This window comes from Dictyoglomus sp. NZ13-RE01, from assembly GCA_002878375.1.
Classification (GTDB): Bacteria; Dictyoglomota; Dictyoglomia; order Dictyoglomales; family Dictyoglomaceae; genus NZ13-RE01.
Map to the genome: position 1 here is coordinate 163,437 of NIRF01000001.1, position 14,021 is coordinate 177,457.

Below are 14,021 nucleotides of genomic sequence, written 5' to 3' on the forward strand. Positions count from 1 at the left end.
TTTATTCAAAAAAAAGACCCAGGGAGGATATCCTCCCTGGGTTAATATTATACTATTTTATTTCAAAAATTTAACATTCTTTAATAGAACTGTATGAGCAACTGTATCTGCCTTCTCTAAGTAGTAGGGACCATTACTTACCCAGAAGTGTTTGAATCTATTGTACCAATTGCTGAGATTTTCATATCTTTCCTTAGCAGAACTTTCTGATACGTATTTCTTTACGAAGTTGGCAAAAGGTATGTATCCATCCTTTTGTGACTTATCCAACATATCTTTTAATATAGGTAGGCTTGGACCACCAATATAGTTCATCCATTCAACCTTCTTTGCCTCCGCTTTATCTGCAGAGAAAGCAAGTTTATCTTCCTCTTCTGCTCTTATTCCAATAGCAAGGTCATGCCATGGAGTAAGAGCGGAGCTTGTAGGCCATAAAGCGGTAAGTTCTGCATCTAACTCTGCATAGTTTGTATAATACTCAATTACTAATGGATGTTCTTTAACTATTTTCCATGCTACAAAAGATTCTCTCCATGAATTGAAGTAATCAACATAACTTTCATCATATAGCTTACTATCTTTGCTTGCTCTCTCAAATGGCAATATGAATTCCACAATATAATCCGCAAGACTTAAAACAGACCCATCATGATATTTCACTTTTCCTATTACGTCACCATAGTTAACCACAACCTTAACCTTTGCAGTTTTTACACCTGCTTCTCCTGCAGTAACCATTGTCTGTTTCTTTACATCCCAGCCATACCATGCATCAGATGGTACTGTAACAGTATTTACCTTCTTGAATTTTAACCAGTCAGAACCTTTATTTGGGAAGGTTGGAACTTCAGAGCTCACAGTAAGATCTGCACTTTCAATTCCAAGAAGTATAGGAAGTCCATTATATGGATGATAGATCCAATTTCTTCCAAAAGTTGCTTCCCAGAAAATGGTATCATATACCCAATTGGAGCCTGCTACTGGGTTCCATGGGTCAATAATTACTTCTGCCATTCCTGCCTTAACACTTCCGCCCTCTTTTCCAGCAATTCTTAAAGTATATGGCCATACTCTTGCGGAATTACCACCAGCATAATCTACTGCAATATCAATATTCTTTCTTCTTGCCCAAGCTGCCTTCTGATCTATCAAGAAGACTCTTACTGAATCCTTTAGACAAAGCTTTAAAGCTTTTCTCATTAAGTAGTTTCTTTCCGCTAAGCTCTTAAATGTTCTTTGAGCAAGCTTGTTTGCAACATCTCTAAATTCCTTGTCGGGTTTATAAGCTCTCCAAAGAGGAGAATAGGACATAGGAGAGTCTGGTAAATAGAAGAATTGGAAGTTATCAGACATATCTCTTGCAAGAACTGTTGTAATCCAACCACCGGTATATATATCCCATTGTCCTTCTGCAGGGTCTCCCCTTACCCATAGAGGAGATGCCTCACGAGAAGTTTTATACATTCTTTCTACTGTAAATCCTAATTTTTCAAGTTGTGTTGAAACATAATCTCCTATTTGCTTTCTCCTATCCTCAGTTCTTATTATGAATTTTACAGTAACTGGCTTATCTTTATAATACCACTTTCCTCCTTTAAGCTCTGCACCCATCTTTTTCATTTCATCAGAGATAATCTTTTTTCCTTTTTCAAAGTCATACTTATACAAGCTCTCTAACTGTTGTATTGTATCTTTATACCTTTCATACTCTGGGAATCCTTTATTTAATGGCAAAAGTTTTGGTTCTGCAAGTCCGCCCATAATTTCGTCCACAATGTATTGTCTATCTATTACAATATTCATTGCCTCTCTTATCTTCTTGTTGCTGAATGGATTCAATCTTCCATCCTTGTATGTGGGTCCTACAGGGTTAAATGTTAGCTCATAGTAAAGTCCAAAGGATGTTCCATATGTGAGATTTGGATCCTCTTTTACTCTTCTGAAAAGCTGTGGATCACTAATTTCATTGAAATATATATCTATATCGCCTTTGGATAACATTTCAACGGCTTTTGCCAAGTCTTTTTCTGGTACAAAGGCTATTTGATCTAACCAACCATTTTTATTTACCTGAACCGTTTGGGCTGATGAGGAGAAAACAAGTAAAGAAAGTAGAACTAAAACAATAGCTATGGAGATTTTTGGACCCTTAAGCCCTTTCCACATAAATCATATCACCTCCAAGGATTTAATTTTGATTTTTATCATACTAACTAACAAAATATTTGTCAATCCTGTAAGCTTGACAAAAATTAAAAAAAACATATACTAAAAGTAGTTTTTGATGCGGGTGTAGCTCAGAGGTAGAGCATCGGCTTCCCAAGCCGAGGGTCGCGGGTTCAAATCCCGTCGCCCGCTCCAAAATAAAAGGCGGCGTCGCCAAGTGGCTAAGGCAGGAGATTGCAAATCTCCCATTCCCCGGTTCGAGTCCGGGCGCCGCCTCCAAAAAGTGGGGCTGTGGCGCAGAGGGAGCGCGCTTCCATGGCACGGAAGAGGTCGGGGGTTCAAGTCCCCCCAGCTCCACCAAAAATTTTAAATCAGGGAGAGAAAAATGAGACTCTTCCTTTTTTTATTATTAATAATATTAATTTTTTCCTTTACTTGGGCGGAAGATACCAACCTATTATTAAAGGTTGCTCAAGAACAGGAGAATATTTTTTGGCAAAACAAAGAGAATTCATATATATCCTGGAATATTGCAGTAGATAATTATACAAAGTTATATCAGGTTTATAATAACACAAAATTACAAGAAAAATTAGTAAGACTACATATAGAAGGAGCTTTAATAAACAAAAAGAATCTAAACTTTTTTAACTTTCATTATGGTTATTCAACAAATTATCCCTTGAAGGTAATTTTACTGAACTTAAAAGATTATCCTAAATTTGATCTACCTATCTTTAATAAAACTATCCCTTTCTTTATAACAATTCAAAACCTTGGCGATAAAGATCTTGATTTAAACAAAACGAAATTTTACTTAGAAAATGTGTCTGGAGGGCAAGAAGTTTTATTAAATAATGAGCAAATCTATAGAGATCTATTAAAAGAAAGTGTTCCAGCCATCCCTATAAACAAAGTTCTGAAAGCAAAAGACAGTTTTTCATTTATAATCATATTTAGTTATAATAATAGGGCACCAAAGATACTTAGAATTGAAAATGGAAATACCCAATTAAATGTTATATTTTTTGAGAATATAATTTTAATTGATCCAAATTCTACCACAGGATAATTTATAAAGGGGGTAAATTTAATTGTATAGGATATTAAAGAAAGTGGAACTTGCACCGAATGTGAAATTAATTGATGTGTATGCTCCTTTAATATCTAAAAAGGCAAAAGCTGGTCAATTTGTTATATTAAGAATAAATGAGAAGGGAGAAAGAATACCACTAACTATTGCGGATATCAATCCATCCCTGGAATCTATTACGATAGTATTTCAAGAAGTAGGAAAAACTACAAGACTTTTAGGTAAATTGAGAGAAGGCGATGAAATATTAGACTTAGTTGGTCCGTTAGGAAATCCATCGGAAGTAGATTACTATGGTACAATAATTGGAGTTGGGGGAGGAGTTGGTATAGCTGCTTTATATCCTATTTTAAAGGCTCTTAAGGAAAAGGGAAATTATGTTATAACAATTCTGGGAGCAAGAAGTAAAAATTATCTTATTTTTAAAGAAGAGATTGAGAAAATTAGTGATGAAATATATTTTGCTACAGATGATGGCTCTTATGGTCATAAGGGGTTTGTTTCTGATGTTCTTAAGAAAATTTTAGATTCTGAAAGAATAATAGATAGAATTTGGGCTATAGGTCCCACCATAATGATGAAGGTAATATGTGAATTAACAAAACCTTATAATGTACCTACGATTGTTAGTTTAAATCCCATCATGGTTGATGGGACAGGTATGTGTGGGGGATGTAGGGTTACAGTAGGGGATAAGGTCATGTTTACCTGTGTAGATGGTCCAGAATTTGATGGACATTTAGTCAATTTTGATGAACTATTAAAGAGATTAAAAGCATATAGAGAGGAAGAACAACTTTCTTTGAAGCTTTTTGAAGAAAGTGAGGAATCCAAAATTGGCAGTAAGTAAGTTTAAAACTCCAATTCCAGAACAAGATCCAAAAGAAAGAATTAAGAATTTTGATGAGGTAGCTTTAGGCTATACTGAAGAATTAGCATTAAAAGAGGCGGAAAGATGTCTACAATGTAAAGATGCTCCTTGTGTTTCCGGTTGTCCAGTAAATATTAATATCCCTGAATTTATTAGGCTAATAAGGGAAAGAAGATATGATTTAGCTATCAAGGAGATAAAAAAGAATGACAATCTACCAGCAACAACAGGAAGAGTATGTCCTCAAGAAAATCAATGTGAAGCTTTCTGTACATTGAAAAAGATTGGAGAACCTGTTGCCATTGGAAGGTTAGAAAGATTTGTAGCGGATTTAGAACTTAATAAGGGATTTGATATACCTAAGATTGAGAGAAAAATTAATAAAAGGGTAGCTGTAGTAGGATCTGGACCTGCAGGACTTACCTGTGCAGGAGATCTTGCAAAAGCAGGAATGAAAGTCGATATTTTTGAAGCCTTCCATGAGCCAGGAGGAGTATTAATATATGGAATTCCAGAGTTTAGACTGCCAAAAAGGATTGTGAGAGCGGAAGTTGAGTATGTAAAAAGTCTTGGGGTAAATATTTACACTAATGTTGTTATTGGAAGAAGCTATACTATTGAAGAACTCCTAAATGAATATTCCGCTGTATTTATTGGTACTGGTGCCGGCACCCCTCAGTTTTTGAATATTCCTGGAGAAAACCTTATTGGTATTTATTCTGCAAATGAATTTTTAACCAGAGTAAATTTAATGAAAGCATATAAATTTCCTGAATATGATACACCCATAAAGATTGGAAAGGTTGTTGGGGTAATTGGGGGAGGAAATGTTGCCATGGATGCTGCAAGAACCGCTTTAAGGTTAGGAGCTAAAGAAGTGCATATCATATACAGAAGGACAGAAGAGGAAATGCCTGCGAGACATGAGGAGATAATTCATGCTAAAGAGGAGGGGGTAATTTTTGATCTATTAGTTTCTCCTGTTAGGTTTATAGGGGATGAAAATGGTAATGTTAAAGCTATAGAATTACAAAGAATGGAATTAGGAGAACCGGACAGTTCAGGAAGAAGAAGACCAATTCCTATTCCTGGTTCAAACTATATATTCCCTCTTGATATGGTGATAGTTGCTATAGGAACAGTTCCAAATCCACTTATTTACAAAACAACAAAGGGATTAGCTTTTAATAAACATGGAAATATTATTGTAGATGAAAAGACAGGAAAAACAAGTATGGATAGGGTCTTTGCAGGTGGAGATATAGTCACTGGTTCTGCCACAGTAATTAGCGCAATGGGTGCAGGAAAAATTGCTGCAAAATCCATTTTAAATCTTCTTTTAAACTCCTAAGCTTAGGTGATCCCATGAAGAAGAAATATTCATCCGCTCTAAGAAGAATTGAGGGACAGATAAGAGGAATAGAAAGAATGATAGAAGAGGGGAGGGACTGTAAGGAGATAATATCTCAGATATCCGCAGTTAGATCCGCATTGAAAAGAGTTGGTATACTTATTATAGAAGAACATGCAAAAAGTTGTGTATTAAGGAATGACGAAAATCTTGAAGAAGAACTTCATAATCTCTTGAAAGACTTGCAATCTCTTTTGTAATTAAATATAATGAAGTATGGGCGCCCGTAGCTCAACTGGATAGAGCGGCGGACTACGAATCCGTAGGTTAGAGGTTCAAGTCCTCTCGGGCGCACCATATTCATAAGGGAGGGATCAATGAAAAGAAAAATTTTATTAGCTCTCCTCATACTTTTTTTAACAAATCCATCTTTTGCAGGTACATGGGGCTATTCCCTTCAAGAAAATTCATATAATTATATTACTTTTTTGGATGCAGGCTTTATTTTTTCACCTTTCTCTCCTTATATCCTTTTAAATTATGCAGTTGATAAAAATATGGTTATTTGGGGCGGAATTCATGACTCACTTCGTTTTGGGGGAAATCTAAAACTATATCCAAATTTAGCTTTAGGAATAGAGCACAGAAATAACCAAAATTATTTTGAGATTTTAGTACCATTCCTTTTAGAGAAGCTTAAAGGTGGAGTTCAATTAAATATTGGTGCTTTAGGTAATAGTGATGTTAATTTAGAAGGAGCATTCTCTTATCCTATTAATAATTATGTAACGGTTGGTGGATATTTCTTATTTCCTTTTAAAGAAGCAGGAAAAGTATTAATTTTTGGCAGATACTACTTCAAAGATTTTTATATTACTTTAGCTTTGGATGGTAATTCCTTTTCTTTAAGTATCCTTAAATATTTAAAATTTAAAAAGTAAGGAGAGATGAAAATTGCCATTAACAGGTAATTTAAGAGAATTTGATTTGGCATCTTTAATTCAGTTTATTAGTGGAAAGGGTGAAACGGGAACTTTAGTAATTCAAAGAAGTTATAGAAAGGGAAATATATATTTCAAAGGCGGAAGGGTGATACATGCTCAAGCAGGAAATATCTTTGGAATGGAAGCTTTTTTGGAGCTTTTTACCTGAAATGAAGGAAGTTTTGAATTTCAATCAGGAAACCTTCCAGACGTACCAACTACCATTGATTTTTCTCCAGAAGGATTGATTTTAGAGGCTGCAAGGATTACTGATGAATGGAACGAAAAGAAAAAACAACTTAAATCTTTAACCGTAGTTCCCTATTTTGTGAGACCAGAATTTGCAGTGCCTTCCGCTGTGCAAGTCTTACTTCTTAGGAAGAAACCAGAAACTATGACTCAAGAAGAGAAAGAAAGATTTGTACTTTCAAATATTGATGGGAGAAGAGATTTTGCTACTATTGCAAGAATGAGTAGTGTACCGACCCTTATGGCAATTGATGTTGTACTGCAAAATATTAATCAAGGGAGATTAGCAATAAGAGAATTAGTAGACCTACAAGAGATTGTTCCTGAACTTACTGGAAATGTATCATCCCCTAATCCTGCTACCCAGAAAATGATTAAAGCTATTGACGGAAGGAGAAATTTAGAGGAAATACTATTGGAAATTGAAGAAGAAAGAGGTAAAATTATCCCGGAATTTGTAAACTTAGTGAAAGGTAGAAGAATAAGATTATTGAAAGGAAGTGAACATTTAACAAGATTAGAACAGGAGAGGTTATATTGATATGAAATATGATGTAATAATAGTAGGTGGTGGACCTGCAGGAATATTTACTGCATTAACTCTTGTAAACTCAAAAGAGAAAAATCTACCTAAAATTTTAATCATTGAAAAGGGTGAATTAACAAACAAGAGGATTTGTCCAGCAAGGACAAATAATAAAGGATGTATTTTATGTCCAAGATGCGCATTAGTTTCTGGATGGGGAGGAGCAGGAGCTTTTAGCGATGGAAAATTAACCTTTTCAACGGAGATAGGTGGTTGGCTTAAAGATTATATTGGGGAAAACAAACTTTTAGAACTTTTGGATATTGTTGACAGTATTTATACAAAATTTGGTGCCAATCAGCCCCTCATTAAACCTGATCCAGTAATATTCGAAAAGTTTCAAAGAAGAGCAGTCTCTGCAGATCTTAGATTAGTATATTATGCCATTAGGCATTTGGGGACTGAAAACTGTGGTCCTATTCTTCTAAACATGTATGAATATATAAAAGATAAAGTTGATATCTTGTTAAATAGTCAAGTAACAAGACTCCTTGTTAATGATGGTAAAGTTTATGGAGTTGAATTAGAAGATGGAAAAATTTATTATGGTGACTATGTAGTTGTAGCACCAGGTAGGGAAGGGGCAAAGTGGTTTGGAGAAGAAGGTAAGAGAATTGGTCTTTCATGGAGTATAAATCCAGTAGACATTGGAGTGAGGGTTGAAATTCCTGCTTTAGTAATGAAGGAACTAACAGACTATTTATATGAGGCAAAATTTATCTACTATACTAAGACCTTTGATGATAAAGTGAGAACGTTTTGTATGAATCCATATGGAGAAGTGGTTATGGAACAAAATGAGGGTATAATTTCAGTAAATGGTCACAGTTTTGCAGAAAAAAAGACTGAAAACACAAACTTTGCAATATTAGTATCTAAAAACTTTACAGAGCCTTTTAAAGATCCCATTTCTTATGGAAGAGCAATAGGAAGCTTAGCAAACTTACTTAGTAATGGTGTAATATTGCAAAGGTTAGGGGATTTATTGGCAGGAAGAAGATCCACTTGGGATAGAATACAAAAAGGCATGGTTGTACCCACTCTAAAGGAGGCAGTACCTGGAGATTTAAGCTTAGTATTACCTTATCGATATCTTGTTAATATAATTGAGATGTTGCAAGCTTTGGATAAGGTAACCCCTGGTGTTTATTCAAGGCATACACTCCTATATGGAGTTGAAGTAAAGTTCTATTCTGCAAGAGTAAAGCTTAATTCAAATCTGGAAACAGAGATAAAGAATCTATTTGCAATAGGAGACGGTGCAGGTATAACAAGAGGCTTATCCCAAGCATCAGCCTCAGGCATAATAGTTGGACAAGAAATCTTAAAGAGATTGTCCCTACCTATACCGCAATTTTCTTTTTAGATGTTTTTATAGACCAATTGACCTTTTGATATTACAGCAACGACTTTTATTTCAGAATAGAAATCCTTAGGACTTGTATTAAAAGGATCTTTATTGAGAAATACAATATCCGCATACTTTCCCTTTTCTATGCTTCCTTTTTCCTTCTCTGAGAAGGAAGCATAAGCCCCATTTATTGTAAACATCTCTATGGCGGAATTAATATCTAAAGATTCTGCTTCATTAGGATGATTTAATGCGGAGTGGATTCCTAAAATAGGATCCAAAGGAGTTATTGAACTATCTGAACCTCCACATAATTTAACTCCTTCTGAATATATGGACTTCAGAGGCATTACCCTTTGAGCCCTTTCTTCACCTAAGTAATTCTCATAAAGCTTCCCCTTTCCACCCCAATAGTGAAGAAAACTTGGCTGAGTTGATATAACAACTCCCAATTCCTTTGCCAATTTAATATGTTCTTTTTTTGGAAACTCAAAATGCTCAATTCTATGTCTATGTTCTCTCGGATTTTCATTAATAACTTTTTGATAGGCTTTCAATAAAAGATCTATTCCTCTCTCACCAACTGCATGAAAAGCTAATTGAAGTCCCTCATTATGGGCTGAACGAATAAAGTTCTCAAGATTTTCTCTTTCCCAGTATAAGATTCCAGTAGTAGGCTCAATTAAATAAGGTTCATAAAAGGCTGCAGTCATACTACTTACTGAACCGTCAACAAGTAAACAGCCTCCAATTCTTGGAAGATTTAATGATTTAACCTTAGAAATAGATGTAGTTTGGTAATAGATAATTATTTGAACTGGTAAATAGTGTTGAAGCCCCAATAATAATTGGGGAGTATTTGGAGGAGAAGTATAACCACCTTCTAAGGCATGAATAGTGGTTATTCCTTTTTCAACTGCCTTTTTTGTTATCTTTATTATACCTTGTACTAATAGTGATACATCAATTTTCTGATATACTTTTCCAATAGCAATTTGATGATTTGTTCCTATTAATATATTATCTCCTTCTGTATCAACTTCGAGAAGTTTTTTAGCTAAGCTATTTATAATACTTGAATGGGAGTCCTTTCTAATAATTATTACAGGATGAGAAGGAAAATGTTTATCCAATTCCTCAATTGTAATATTCCTATTTTCTATTACTCTCTGAAAATCAAACTCCTTTGCTATTATCCATTCTTTTTCTGGTAAACTATCTCTAATAGCCTCTAAAGCTTTTATTATTTCTTTAATCGATGTAAAATTGCTTAGATCAAGAGAAACTTCTGTAATAGCTGAATTTGCAAGATGTACGTGGGAATCTATAAAACCTGGTAAGCCAAAGTATTGAGAAAAATCTAATATATCAAAATTTTCGTTTATAGGAGGATCATGTAATCCAAGATCTACTATCTTACTTCCCTCAATTAGGACCCACTTTACTATTTCCTTATTCTTGTTTTGAGTATAAATATTATTTCCAATAACTAATAATTTATTTTTCATGGTAAAATTATATCATAAATTTTGACAAGACAAAAAATTTAAATTAAACTATGTTTGAAAGGAGAAAATGATGTTCAGGGAAACAAAACAGAGAAAAGTTATATTAGATATAATTAAAAATACAAAGGAACATCCAGATGCTTTGTGGGTATTCCAAAAAGCCCAGGAAATGGGCACAAAGATAAGCTTGGGCACCGTATACAGAACTTTAGAGCTTTTGGCAAAGGAAGGTAAGGCTAAAAAGTTTTATGATACCCATGCAGTGGCACGATACGATGGAGATGTTTCTCCACACCACCACTTAATATGTAAAGTTTGTGGGAAGATTATCGATTGGGAAAATAATGATTTAGATAAGATGATTTTAGAAATTGGTTCAAAAAGTAACTTTAAGGATATTTCTTATGAAGTAATAATATATGGTATTTGTCCAGAATGCCAAAGGAGAAATCAAAAATGAGTAAGAATAGTATTTTTATAATTTTATCTTTGTTATTACTTTTTATTTTGTTCTACAAAAGCTTTTGGCTTTCTATAGTAGGTGTTGTAATATTGGGTATAATGAACTATCTATATTTTAGGAAACCAAAAGATTATCCATTGCTAAATAAAGACTTTATTTATGATCCTACCACCAATTTAGTCTCCGCTATATATTTTAGGCATCATTTAACTGAAGATTTCCAAAAGGCAAAAAGAAATAATAAGCCTTTATCAATCTTAGTATTTGATATAGACCATTTCAAAGAAATAAACTTAAATTTAGGTTTTAGATTTGGCGATCTATTACTTTATGAGATCGCTCAAATTGTAACCTCCTGCTTGAGAACCTCTGATGTTCTCTCTTATTTTGGTGGAGATGAATTTGGAGTAATCTTAGCAGATATTGATAAAGAGAATGCTGTTAAGGTAGGAGAAAGAATTAGAAATAGGCTTACATCTTCCCCTCTAACTATATCTGTGGATGGAAGAGAAGAAAAAATTCATTTCACTATAAGTATGGGAGGGGCTACTTTAACTCCTGAAATGGAGACCCCTTTAGACCTTTTAGATAGAGCAAGACTTAATCTCGAAAAGGCAAGAAGACAGGGAGGAAACAACTTTATATTCGAATAAATGGAGTTAACATCCAAAGACACCGTATTTCTCGTAGAAGAATTCAAAAACTATATAAATTATCTACCTCTAATTGCTGATTTAATTGCATCTGATATTTACCTATATCAACCAGCGGTAGATATATCCGCAGGTATATTAGTAGCAGAAGCAAGACCGCGTGTTGTGCCACCTCTTTCTATACGTCAAGAAATTGGTAAAATTGTCTATTTTGAAGAGGACGAAGGATTAAGAGAGATATTTCAAAATAATAAGAGTACCTTTAAAAAGGCAGGAATTATGGTAGGAGGTTTTCCAGCAGAAGAAGAGATCATTGCACTAAAAAAGAGAACAAAAATTATAGGAGCAATAAAGATAATTCGTAATTTATTAATTCATAATGAATTTCCATATAATGTAAGGGCTTTCAAAGAATCTTCTTATTGGTTAATCAGATCTCTAATAAAAGGTGAGCTACAATGGAAAGAATATGTAGAGCCTATTAAGGAGCAGGAAAGTATTTTGATTTTAGATAGAGATGGAATTATATTATTTTCAAATCTACCTGGTATGAGGTTATTTAGAAGTTTAGGAGAAATAGGAAACATTTGGGGGAAGAAAATAAAAGATGAGTTTTTTCAAAAATATGTTGAGGAAAAAGGGAAAACGCTTTCTGCCTATGGAGAAGAGACTTACGAGGAAGTAGATGAGGAGAGAAGAATTTTTTATAAAAGAATTCTACCAATAACAAGGGATGGGAAAAATCCTTGGAGGTATTACTATATAATAAAAGAAATAACAGAGATTAAAGAAAAAGAGAAGGAACTAAGGTTTAAATCTGTATTGTTAAAGGAGATACATCATAGAGTAAAAAATAATCTACAGACAATAGCAAGTCTTTTAAGATTACAAATGAGAAGATTAGACTCTGAGCCAGCCCGATATATAATTCAGGAAAGCATAAATAGAATTAACAGTATTGCTTTAGTTCATGAATCTTTATCAAGGTTTGAAGAGGATAGAGTGAATATAATTGAAGTGGCGGAAAAACTTTTGCAAGCATTTAAACAAACCTATGCAGAACTTCCTTGCGAATTTCATTTTGTTAAAACAAGGAAAAACTTATTTTTATCATCTAAGTACGCAACATCCGCCAGTTTGATAATAAATGAGCTTTTGCAAAATGCAGTAAAGCATGGATTAAATAAGGATAAGAATGTGTCTATAATCTTGAAAATTGATGTAAATAATGATTATGTAACAATAGAGGTTGTAAATAAAGGAGAAAATTTATCAAACATAAGTACAGATACAAAAGGAAGCTTAGGATTACAATTAATACAACTTTTAACAGAAGAGGAACTAAAAGGGAAATTGGATATAATAATATTAGATGATAAGTTTAGAGTTAAAGTAACATTTCCAAGAATAGAAGGAGAGGAAAATGGCTAAGTATTATATATTAACTTATGGTTGTCAAATGAATAAGTCAGATTCAGAGAAATACGCAGGAGTATTTGAATCTATGGGGCATACACCTGCAGACTCCATAGAATCTGCGGATATTATTTTGTTAAATACATGTTCTGTTAGAAAAAAGGCAGAGGAAAAAGTAATTGGAAAGTTAGGAGAACTTAAAAAAATTAAAAAGAAAAATCCGAAGGTTATTATAGGTATTGCTGGATGCATGGCGCAAAGAGTAAAGGGTGAATTTATTGAGCAATTCCCATATGTAGATTTTATCCTTGGAAGTTATGCCTATACTAAACTTCCTGATGTTATTAAAAAATTAGAGGAAGATAAAAGACCTCAGGTTGCAGTAGAAGAGGAACCAATTCCTCAAGATATACCATGGTCCATGATAAGAAGAGAATCTTCTTTTCAAGCCTGGATCCCTATAATCTATGGTTGCAATAATTTTTGCACCTATTGTATTGTTCCATATCTTAGAGGTAGGGAAAAAAGCAGACCCTTAAACGATATTGTTGAAGAAGCAAAGAGCTTGGCAGATAAAGGAGTTGTTGAGATTACATTATTAGGACAAAATGTAGATTCTTATGGAAAGGATCTTGGGAATGTAGATTTAGCGGATCTCTTACAAGAGTTAAGCAAGATAGATGGAATAAAAAGGATTAGGTTTTTAACCTCTCATCCAAGAGATATGAGCTTAAAGCTAATAAAAACAGTTGCAGAGTTAGATAAGGTCTGTAAGCATTTCCATATACCACTTCAAGCTGGATCAGACCGAATCTTACAAAGAATGAATAGAGGCTACACATATGAACAGTATAAAAAACTTATAGAGACTATAAGAGAATTTATTCCATCTGCAGCGTTTTCTACCGATATTATTGTTGGATTTCCTGGAGAAGAGGAAGAAGACTTCCTAAAAACAAGAAAGGCTATAGAAGAACTTAGGTTTGATACTGTAAATCTTGCTATTTACTCAAAAAGACCAGGCACTTTGGCAGAAAAATTTGAGGATTACGTACCCTTAGAGAAGAAAAAGGAGTGGTTTGAAGAAATTGAGAATCTCCAAAGAAAAATAATTTTAGAGAAAAATCAAAGCATGGTGGGAACTTCCGTAATTGTTCTTGCAGAATCTATAAATCCGAAAAATAAAGAGGAATTGATGGGAAGAAGTGAAGGGTATAAATTAGTATTCTTCAAAGGAGATAAAAATAAAATTGGAAAGTTCTTTAAAGTTAGAATAACTAAGGCAGGACTCTGGTCGTTAAAAGGAGAAGTTATAGAGGAGTTGATGTAAG

The 14,021-nt window shown here is 33.8% G+C and carries 12 protein-coding genes, 4 tRNA genes and 1 pseudogene; 15 read left to right on the plus strand and 2 right to left on the minus strand.

Features of this window, described 5'->3' with window-relative positions; translation table 11 throughout:
* Positions 1-57 precede the first annotated feature (57 nt).
* Positions 58-2,166, minus strand: a complete 2,109-nt coding sequence (locus CBR30_00840; protein PMQ02238.1) for an ABC transporter substrate-binding protein — start codon at positions 2,164-2,166, stop codon at positions 58-60.
* Between the two features lie 120 nt (positions 2,167-2,286).
* Between CBR30_00840 and CBR30_00845 the strand changes: the two genes are divergently transcribed.
* The 11 genes and pseudogenes from CBR30_00845 (at position 2,287) to CBR30_00895 (ending at position 8,665) form a co-directional block, all read left to right on the plus strand.
* A tRNA-Gly gene (locus CBR30_00845) sits at positions 2,287-2,361 on the plus strand.
* Positions 2,362-2,369: 8 nt separating this feature from the next.
* Positions 2,370-2,445 (plus strand) — tRNA-Cys (locus CBR30_00850).
* 6 nt (positions 2,446-2,451) lie between these two features.
* Positions 2,452-2,526, plus strand: a tRNA-Ala gene (locus tag CBR30_00855).
* A gap of 25 nt (positions 2,527-2,551) precedes the next feature.
* Positions 2,552-3,238: a hypothetical protein gene (locus tag CBR30_00860; protein PMQ02239.1), complete on the plus strand. Its 687-nt coding sequence runs from the start codon at positions 2,552-2,554 to the stop codon at positions 3,236-3,238.
* Between the two features lie 22 nt (positions 3,239-3,260).
* Positions 3,261-4,109: a ferredoxin-NADP reductase gene (locus CBR30_00865; GenBank protein PMQ02240.1), complete on the plus strand. Its 849-nt coding sequence runs from the start codon at positions 3,261-3,263 to the stop codon at positions 4,107-4,109.
* Positions 4,096-5,481, plus strand: coding sequence for a glutamate synthase (NADPH), homotetrameric (gltA, locus tag CBR30_00870; protein PMQ02241.1), 1,386 nt, complete (start codon positions 4,096-4,098; stop codon positions 5,479-5,481). The genes CBR30_00865 and gltA overlap by 14 nt, the downstream gene beginning before the upstream one ends.
* A gap of 14 nt (positions 5,482-5,495) precedes the next feature.
* The gene (locus CBR30_00875; protein ID PMQ02242.1) at positions 5,496-5,741 is read left to right on the plus strand and encodes a hypothetical protein; all 246 of its coding nucleotides are present in this window, start codon (positions 5,496-5,498) and stop codon (positions 5,739-5,741) included.
* Between the two features lie 20 nt (positions 5,742-5,761).
* Positions 5,762-5,838: transfer RNA gene (locus CBR30_00880), tRNA-Arg, on the plus strand.
* A gap of 20 nt (positions 5,839-5,858) precedes the next feature.
* The gene (locus CBR30_00885; GenBank protein ID PMQ02243.1) at positions 5,859-6,422 is read left to right on the plus strand and encodes a hypothetical protein; all 564 of its coding nucleotides are present in this window, start codon (positions 5,859-5,861) and stop codon (positions 6,420-6,422) included.
* A gap of 13 nt (positions 6,423-6,435) precedes the next feature.
* Positions 6,436-7,254, plus strand: a pseudogene (locus CBR30_00890) (hypothetical protein).
* Position 7,255: 1 nt separating this feature from the next.
* Positions 7,256-8,665 (plus strand): FAD-dependent oxidoreductase, encoded by a 1,410-nt coding sequence (locus CBR30_00895; protein PMQ02244.1) that lies wholly within the window; start codon positions 7,256-7,258, stop codon positions 8,663-8,665.
* On the opposite strand, the gene CBR30_00900 is transcribed toward CBR30_00895, so the two are convergent.
* Positions 8,662-10,158: an amidohydrolase gene (locus tag CBR30_00900; protein PMQ02245.1), complete on the minus strand. Its 1,497-nt coding sequence runs from the start codon at positions 10,156-10,158 to the stop codon at positions 8,662-8,664. The genes CBR30_00895 and CBR30_00900 overlap by 4 nt on opposite strands.
* Before the next feature lie 70 nt (positions 10,159-10,228).
* Between CBR30_00900 and CBR30_00905 the strand changes: the two genes are divergently transcribed.
* From CBR30_00905 to miaB, 4 genes are read left to right on the plus strand one after another with little or no spacing between them, the layout of a single operon-like run.
* Positions 10,229-10,618: a transcriptional repressor gene (locus CBR30_00905; GenBank protein ID PMQ02246.1), complete on the plus strand. Its 390-nt coding sequence runs from the start codon at positions 10,229-10,231 to the stop codon at positions 10,616-10,618.
* A complete protein-coding gene (locus tag CBR30_00910; protein PMQ02247.1) occupies positions 10,594-11,274 on the plus strand; it encodes a hypothetical protein in 681 nt (226 codons plus the stop codon). The genes CBR30_00905 and CBR30_00910 overlap by 25 nt, the downstream gene beginning before the upstream one ends.
* Positions 11,275-12,705: an ethanolamine utilization protein gene (locus CBR30_00915; protein ID PMQ02248.1), complete on the plus strand. Its 1,431-nt coding sequence runs from the start codon at positions 11,275-11,277 to the stop codon at positions 12,703-12,705.
* Positions 12,698-14,020 (plus strand): tRNA (N6-isopentenyl adenosine(37)-C2)-methylthiotransferase MiaB, encoded by a 1,323-nt coding sequence (gene miaB / locus CBR30_00920; protein ID PMQ02249.1) that lies wholly within the window; start codon positions 12,698-12,700, stop codon positions 14,018-14,020. Before CBR30_00915 ends, miaB begins: the two co-directional genes overlap by 8 nt.
* Position 14,021 lies beyond the last annotated feature (1 nt).

Coding starts and splice junctions, on each gene's coding strand:
- CBR30_00840 (PMQ02238.1), bottom strand. CDS start 2,166: ATGTGGAAAGGGCTTAAGGGTCCAAAAATCTCCATAGCTATTGTTTTA.
- CBR30_00860 (PMQ02239.1), top strand. CDS start 2,552: ATGAGACTCTTCCTTTTTTTATTATTAATAATATTAATTTTTTCCTTT.
- CBR30_00875 (PMQ02242.1), top strand. CDS start 5,496: ATGAAGAAGAAATATTCATCCGCTCTAAGAAGAATTGAGGGACAGATA.
- CBR30_00885 (PMQ02243.1), top strand. CDS start 5,859: ATGAAAAGAAAAATTTTATTAGCTCTCCTCATACTTTTTTTAACAAAT.
- CBR30_00895 (PMQ02244.1), top strand. CDS start 7,256: ATGAAATATGATGTAATAATAGTAGGTGGTGGACCTGCAGGAATATTT.
- CBR30_00900 (PMQ02245.1), bottom strand. CDS start 10,158: ATGAAAAATAAATTATTAGTTATTGGAAATAATATTTATACTCAAAAC.
- CBR30_00905 (PMQ02246.1), top strand. CDS start 10,229: ATGTTCAGGGAAACAAAACAGAGAAAAGTTATATTAGATATAATTAAA.
- CBR30_00910 (PMQ02247.1), top strand. CDS start 10,594: ATGCCAAAGGAGAAATCAAAAATGAGTAAGAATAGTATTTTTATAATT.
- CBR30_00915 (PMQ02248.1), top strand. CDS start 11,275: ATGGAGTTAACATCCAAAGACACCGTATTTCTCGTAGAAGAATTCAAA.
- miaB (PMQ02249.1), top strand. CDS start 12,698: ATGGCTAAGTATTATATATTAACTTATGGTTGTCAAATGAATAAGTCA.